Source organism: Nocardioides sp., from assembly GCF_036401255.1.
In the GTDB taxonomy this organism is placed as follows: domain Bacteria; phylum Actinomycetota; class Actinomycetes; order Propionibacteriales; family Nocardioidaceae; genus Nocardioides.
Genome location: NZ_DASWVI010000056.1, coordinates 1 through 6,923, shown reverse-complemented (window position 1 = coordinate 6,923; position 6,923 = coordinate 1). Strand labels below are relative to the sequence as shown.

Below are 6,923 nucleotides of genomic sequence, written 5' to 3'. Positions count from 1 at the left end.
GCCCGGAGGGCTGGCTGACCACCCCGGTCGGCATCCAGGGCGGGGCCTGGGGCCGGCTGGTCGTGACCGCGCCGCGCGACGACGACCGCGCCCGGCTCGTGGTGGAGCGCGCCGCGCAGGCGCTCGAGCTGGGCCGGATGATCGAGCGGGACGAGACCTCGCTGCAGCTGCGCGTCCACGGCGGCCTGCTCCTGGACCTGCTCGAGGGGCGACTCGGCGCCGAGCCGGTCGCCGCGGCCCGGCTGCGCGCGCTCGGCGTACCGGACGCGGCGGCCTACGTCGGGGCCGTCGCCCGGCTGCGGACCCCCGCTCCGGTGGATCGGATCGTCGCCGTGCTCGGCGGTGTCGCGGGGCTGGTCGGCGTCCTCGACGCCCTCCACGTGGGGCTGCTCGTGCCGGCCGCGACCCCGCTCGACCCGCTCGCCGACGCCCTCGCCGAGGTGGAGCCCGACGCGGTGCTGGCCGCGGGCGACCCGGTGCCCGGCGTGCTCCTCGCGGCCGCGTCGCTGCGGTCGGCCCGCGCCGTCTCGGACGTGGCGGTGACGATGCCGCGCACCGGCGGCTGTGTCCGGCAGGCCGACATCCGGCTCCCCGGGCTGCTCATGTCGCTGCGGGAGGACGCTCGGCTCCAGGAGTTCACCGAGGCCGAGCTCGGTGCACTGCTCGAGCACGAGGCCCGCCACGGCGGCGGGCTGGTCGACCTGCTGCGCCAGTTCCTCGCCGTCGGCGGCAACAAGGCCGAGCTGGCCCGGGTCGCGCACCGCAACCGCACCTCGCTCTACCCCGCGCTGCGCCGGCTCGAGGAGCTCGTCGGGCACCCGCTCGACGACCCCGCCTCGCGGCTCTCGCTGGGCGTCGCCCTGCTGGCCCACGACCAGCGCCGGGGCTGAGACTCCGCCGAGGCGGCTACTCCGAGGCGACGAGCGCCGCGCCCAGGCCGATCATCATCAGCCCACCGGCGGCGCCGAGTCCGTCGAGACGGGTCGGACGGCGCGCGAACCAGTCGCGGGCCTTGCTGGCGGCCAGGGCCCAGACGCTGTCCGAGCTGATGCCGAGCAGGCCGAACACCGCGCCGAGCGCGACCAGCTGCAGGCCGGTGTGGCCGGCGGACTCGTTGACGAACTGCGGCAGGAACGCGACGAAGAACACCAGCGTCTTGGGGTTGGTCACCCCGACGGTGTACCCGACCCGCAGCGACCGCAGCGCCGGCGCGGGCTGGGGCGTGCCGCGACCGAGCGCCGCCAACGCGACCCGGGCGTCCGCGCGGTGCCGGATCGCCTGGACGCCGAGCCAGACGACGTACGCCGCTCCGGCGATCCGCACCACCGTGTAGGCCTCGGCGCTGGCCGCGACCACGGCGCCCAGGCCGACCGCGATCGCGACGGCCTGGCTGAAGATCCCCAGCGAGTTGCCGAGCACCGAGAGCATCGCGTCGCGGCGACCGACGGTGAGTGCCCTGCCGATGGTGAACAGCAGGCTGGGGCCAGGGACCTGGATGAAGAGCAGGCTCGCCGCCACGAAGGCGACCCACTGGCTGGCCGTCGGCACGGGACCATTCTGGCCCACCGGGCCCGACGGGCAGACTGGTGTCCCGTGAGCGGCGCCGACGGCGCTGCCGGACGGGGGAAGGAACGCTCGTGGGTGCAGGGCACGCGCATCGGTCACACCGGTCACATCGGGCGCGCCGGGCCGACCGGCACGCGCACACGCACGGCGCTGCAAGCGGTGGCGGCGAGGTCGAGGTGGCTCGCGGGCCGCGCGCGGTGCTCCTCGGCGCTCTCGCGCTCGTCGCGCTCGTCGCGATCGCCGGCGTGGTGCTGCTGTGGCCGAGCGGTGCGCAGGTCGACCGGCTCACCGAGAGCGTGCCTTTCGCCGCACCGGGCGTGACGTTCCCCCTGGCCGACGTCGACGTCGTCCACCCGGCGTGCGCCGGGCCTGCCCAGCGCACCGGCGACTGCGGGCTGCTCGACGTGACCGTCGCCGAGGGAGCAGGCAAGGGCGACCACGCGTCGGTGCAGGTCGCCCCGCACGTCTCGGAGTCGGGGCTGTCGCCCGGCGACCAGGTGAAGCTCCAGCGCACCCCGGGAGCTGACGGCGCGGACGCGTCGTACGCCTACTTCGGCACCGAGCGCGCGACCCCGCTCCTCATCCTGCTGCTGGTCTTCGTCGCGCTCGTGCTCGTCATCGCCCGCTGGCGCGGCCTGTTCGCCCTCATCGGGTTGGCGTTCAGCGGCGCGGTGCTGTGGGAGTTCGTGCTGCCGGCGCTGCTCACGGGCGAGTCGGGGTTGCAGGTCGGGCTGACCGCGTCCGCGACGATCATGTTCGTGGTGCTCTACACCACCCACGGCTTCTCCCTGCGCACCAGTGCTGCGCTCGCCGGGACACTGGCCGGAGTCGGCGTCACCGCCGGCCTCGGTGTGCTCGCGACCCGCGCGACCCACCTCACGGGGGCGACCGAGGAGACCGCCGGCATCCTCTCCAGCCTGGTGGGCGACCTGAGCTTCCACGGCCTGTTCGCCTGCGCCACGATCGTGGCCGGGCTCGGCGTCCTCAACGACGTCACGATCACCCAGACCTCGGCCGTGTGGGAGATCAGGGCGGCGGCGCCGGGGATGACCCGGGTGCAGGTGTTCGCCAGCGGCATGCGGATCGGGCGCGACCACATCGCCTCGACGATCTACACGATCGTGTTCGCCTACGCCGGTACGGCGCTCGCCGTGCTGCTGATCCTCCGGTTGTACGGCCTGCCCGTCGACGACCTGCTCGCGACCGAGGACATCACCGAGGAGGTCGTGCGCACCTTGGCCAGCAGCATCGGCCTGGTGCTCGCGGTGCCCCTGACCACCGGCATCGCGACGCTCGTCACACCCGGACCGGTTGCTTATCAGGATAAAGCAGCCTTATAGTTCTAAGTATGAACCTCACGGAGCGTGAACGCGAGATCGTCGCCCTGCTCCGCCGCGACCCGCTGGTGGGCTCCGCGGCCATCGCCGAGGCCCTGGGCACCACCCGCGCCGCGGTCAACGTGCACCTGTCGAACCTGACCCGCAAGGGCGTCGTCCTCGGCCGTGGCTACGTGCTGAGCGAGGGCGAGTCCGTCGTGGTCGTCGGCGGGGCGAACATGGACATCAAGGCACGCAGCGTCCGGGCGGCGGTGCCGGCGACGAGCAATCCCGGCGCCGCCGCCATGGCGGCGGGCGGCGTCGGCCGCAACATCGCGGAGAACCTCGCCCGGCTCGGCACCCGGACCCACCTGATCGCCGGGATCGGCACCGACGCGCTCGGCGACCAGGTGCTCTCGGCGACCTCGAACGCCGGCGTGCGCGTCGAGCACGTCCGGCGAGACGCCGGATCGACCGGCACCTACACCGCCGTCCTCGACGCCAACGGCGAGCTCGTCGTCGCGGTGGCCGACATGGCTGCCACCGAGGCGATCACCCCCGAGCGGGTGGCCGACGCCCGTGACCTGGTCGCGTCCGCGTCGCTGCTCGTCCTCGACGGCAACCTCGCCACCGCGACGCTGAGCTACGCGCTCGACCTGGCCGCCGACGTCGCGACGCGGGTCGTGCTGGATCCGGTGAGCGTCCCGAAGGCGGCACTGCTCGCGCCCCTCCTCGACGGCGAACGTCCGGTGTTCGCGATCACGCCCAACCGCGACGAGCTCGCCGCACTGACCGACCTGCCCACCCGCACCCGCCGCCAGCAGCAGCTGGCCGCCCAGGCCCTCCACGACCGTGGCGTCGAGGTGGTGTGGGTGCGGCTCGGCCCGGCCGGCTCCCTGCTCAGCACCAGCGGCGACATCGTCGCGCTGGACTCCGTCGACGCGGACGTCGTCGACGTCACCGGCGCGGGCGACTCCATGACCGCCGCCTTCTGCCACGCCCTCCTCGAGGGCGCCGAACCCGCCGCGGCCGCGGCGTACGGCCACGCGGCCGCCGCCCTCACCGTCGCCAGTCCCCACACCGTCCGACCCGACCTCACCGACCGACTCGTCAGGAGCAAGCTGTCATGACCACCCCCCACGCCGGGCCCCACCCGATGCTCACCCTCACCGACGAGGTCGCGCAGGCGCTGCGCGACGGCGCGCCCGTGGTGGCGCTGGAGAGCACGATCATCAGCCACGGCATGCCCTACCCGGACAACGTCACGATGGCGACCGAGGTCGAGGACATCATCCGTGCCGCCGGCGCCGTCCCGGCGACGATCGCCGTGCTCGACGGCCGGCCCCGGATCGGCCTCGGCGCCGAGGACCTCGAGCTGCTCGCCAGCCACGGCGACGTCGCGAAGGTCAGCGTCCGCGACCTGCCCTACGTCGTGGCGCGCGGCGCCCACGGTGCGACGACGGTCGCCGCGACGATGCGCCTGGCCGCCCTCGCGGGCATCCGGACGTTCGTGACCGGCGGGCTCGGTGGCGTGCACCGCGGCGCGCAGCAGTCCTTCGACGAGTCCGCGGACCTCACCGAGCTCGGGACCACCGACGTCGCCGTCGTCTCGGCGGGGGTGAAGAGCATCCTCGACATCGGCCTGACGCTCGAGCGGCTGGAGACCCTCGGCGTGCCGGTCCTCGTGCACGGCTCGGACGAGTTCCCGTCGTTCTACTCCCGCTCCAGCGGTCACGAGGCCCCCATGCGCGTCGACACCGCCGCCGACATCGCCGCGGTGATGGACGCGAAGTGGCGGCTCGGCATCGCCGGCGGGGTCGTCGTCGCGAACCCGATCCCGGCCGAGGACGAGATCCCGGCCGACGAGATCGGCGTGATCATCGAGCGTGCCCTCGCCGACATGGACGCCCAGGGCATCCACGGCAAGGACGCCACGCCGTACCTGCTCGGCCGCATCGTCGAGATCACCGGCGGCGCCTCGCTCACCGCCAACATCGCGCTGGTGCACCACAACGCCCGGCTCGGCGCCGCGATCGCCCAGGAGTACGCCGCCCTGCGCCACTGATCCTGGGCTCACCGCTGGGGGCACCGCGCACCTGACGGAACTGTCGTCCGCCCGCGCTCTGCAGAGCATCTGCGTCAGGTGCGCGGGCGGCCGCGACCCCGCGGCCGGCGAGCCCGCGGGTCAGCCTGTCGTCGCGAACATCTCCAGGTGGTCGAGCGCGGCCTGCAGGGCCGCGCGCAGCGGCGCGACGTCGCGGGCCACCTGGGCGAGCAGCATGCCGCCTTGGAACGCTGCCAGGACCAGGTCGGCCAGCTGTTCGGCGTCCGCGTCGGCGCTCATGCGTCCGGAGCGCTGCATCTGGCGGATCCCGTCGCGGAAGACCGTCCGCCACGTCTCGAACGCGGCCGCGAGCTCGTCGTGGACGTCGAGGTCGGTCTTGAGGATCTCGCTGGCGAGCGAGCCGAGGCTGCAGCCTTCGCGGTAGGAGCGTTCGCGATCGACGTAGGACGCGGCCCACCGCCGGAACGCGTCGAGGCTGTCGAAGCCGTTGAACTCCGCCCCGCGGAGGAAGGTCAGCACCCGATCGGCCTGCCACTCGATCACCGCCAGGACCAGGCTCTCCTTGGTGGGGAAGTAGTGGTTGAGCTGCGAACCGCTGACCCCGGCCGCGCGCCTGAGCTGCTCGTTGTTCGTCGCGTGCACACCGTGGGCGTAGATGAGGTTCGCCGCATGCTCCAGGATCCGCGCGCGGGTCGCCTGCCCCTTCGGGGTCAGCGCCCGCCCGTCCGGAGTCGTCGTCGCGCCCATGCGTCGCAGCGTAGCCCGTTTGGGCTTGACAGCCCATTCCTTGCGGGTGTTCACTGCGGAATGGGCTGGACAGCCCATATTTCGGACGAGAGGTGGAGCAGATGAAGGCGATCGTGGTGACCGGCCCGGGCGAGGGGCTGGCCGGGATGAGGCTGGCCGAGCGACCCGACCCGCGGCCGGCGATCAACGACGTGCTCGTCGAGGTCCGCGCAGCGGGCTGGGTCTCGACCGAGCTGGACTGGCCGTCCACCTGGACCGATCGGGCGGGCCGCGACAAGACCCCGTCGATCCCCGGTCACGAGCTGGCCGGCGTGGTCACCGCGCTCGGGTACGGCACGACCGGCCTGTCCGTGGGCCAACGCGTTCTCGGTCTCGCCGACTGGCACCGCGACGGCACCTTGGCGCAGTACGTCGCGATCGAGTCGCGCAACCTGGCCCCGCTGCCGGGTGACGTCGACTTCGCGGTCGCCGCGTCGCTGCCGATCTCCGGCCTGACCGCCTGGCAGGGGCTGTTCCAGCACGGGCGGCTCGAGGCGGGACAGACCGTGCTCGCGCACGGCGCTGCCGGCGCGGTGGGCACGATGGTCACCCAGCTCGCGCGCGAGGCGGGCGCCTACGTCATCGGCACCGGACGGGCGGCCGATCGCGAGAAGGCGCTCGAGTTCGGAGCGCACGCGTTCGTCGACCTCGATGCCGACGCCCTGGAGGACGTCGGTCCGGTGGACCTGGTGTTCGACGTCGTGGGCGGCGACGTGCAGCGGCGGTCGGCCGGCCTGGTCAAGCCGGGCGGGACGCTGGTGTCGGTGGTCGGCCCGGTCGAGACCGAACCGGCCGGCGGCCGAGCGGTGGACTTCGTGGTCGAGGCCGACCGGGTGCAGCTGGGGGAGATCGTGCAGCGGGTCCGCGATGGCCGCCTGCGCACCAACATCGGCGTGACCGCGTCCCTCGACGACGCGGTCGCGGCCCTGACCGCGACGGCACGGCGCAGGGGCAAGACGGTCATCACGGTCGGCTCCTGACCCGAGCGCGCCGACGCTCGGCCTACATCCGCCGGGTGAAGGCGACCTTGCCGCCGGGGAGTCTGGTCATGCGGTAGGTGGGGTCGTGGGCGCGGGCGTGGTGTCGGGGGCAGAGGAGTCGGGCGTGGTCGATGTCGGTGCCGCCTCCAGATGCCCAGGAGGGGTCGTGGTGGACGTGGCACATGCCGGGTGGCCAGTCGCAGCCCTCGG

General features: G+C 73.7%; 7 protein-coding genes and 1 pseudogene. 5 read left to right on the top strand and 3 right to left on the bottom strand.

All coding sequences use genetic code 11. From position 1 onward, the window contains the following. The coding region (locus tag VGD85_RS02620) for a helix-turn-helix domain-containing protein (RefSeq protein WP_331061891.1) at nucleotides 1-890 on the top strand (890 nt) is incomplete at its 5' end. A gap of 16 nt (nucleotides 891-906) precedes the next feature. Here the strand turns inward: VGD85_RS02620 and VGD85_RS02615 are convergent. After that, complete coding sequence (locus VGD85_RS02615; RefSeq protein WP_331061890.1) at nucleotides 907-1,548, bottom strand: LysE family translocator; 642 nt, start codon at nucleotides 1,546-1,548, stop codon at nucleotides 907-909. Between the two features lie 194 nt (nucleotides 1,549-1,742). Between VGD85_RS02615 and VGD85_RS02610 the strand changes: the two genes are divergently transcribed. The 3 genes from VGD85_RS02610 to VGD85_RS02600 are packed head-to-tail and all read left to right on the top strand — an operon-like array spanning nucleotide 1,743 to nucleotide 4,947. After that, entirely contained in the window at nucleotides 1,743-2,906 is a 1,164-nt protein-coding gene (locus VGD85_RS02610) for a YibE/F family protein (protein WP_331061889.1), read from the top strand. A gap of 8 nt (nucleotides 2,907-2,914) precedes the next feature. Then, the gene (locus VGD85_RS02605; RefSeq protein ID WP_331061888.1) at nucleotides 2,915-4,012 is read left to right on the top strand and encodes a carbohydrate kinase; all 1,098 of its coding nucleotides are present in this window, start codon (nucleotides 2,915-2,917) and stop codon (nucleotides 4,010-4,012) included. Continuing rightward, a complete protein-coding gene (locus VGD85_RS02600) occupies nucleotides 4,009-4,947 on the top strand; it encodes a pseudouridine-5'-phosphate glycosidase (protein WP_331061887.1) in 939 nt (312 codons plus the stop codon). The genes VGD85_RS02605 and VGD85_RS02600 overlap by 4 nt, the downstream gene beginning before the upstream one ends. 120 nt (nucleotides 4,948-5,067) lie before the next feature. On the opposite strand, the gene VGD85_RS02595 is transcribed toward VGD85_RS02600, so the two are convergent. Continuing rightward, nucleotides 5,068-5,694, bottom strand: coding sequence for a TetR/AcrR family transcriptional regulator (locus tag VGD85_RS02595; RefSeq protein ID WP_331061886.1), 627 nt, complete (start codon nucleotides 5,692-5,694; stop codon nucleotides 5,068-5,070). A gap of 101 nt (nucleotides 5,695-5,795) precedes the next feature. Between VGD85_RS02595 and VGD85_RS02590 the strand changes: the two genes are divergently transcribed. After that, entirely contained in the window at nucleotides 5,796-6,713 is a 918-nt protein-coding gene (locus tag VGD85_RS02590; RefSeq protein ID WP_331061885.1) for an NADP-dependent oxidoreductase, read from the top strand. A gap of 22 nt (nucleotides 6,714-6,735) precedes the next feature. Here VGD85_RS02590 and VGD85_RS02585 read toward each other — a convergent pair. Further along, nucleotides 6,736-6,923 (bottom strand): annotated as a pseudogene (locus tag VGD85_RS02585) (HNH endonuclease signature motif containing protein); the annotation flags it as partial.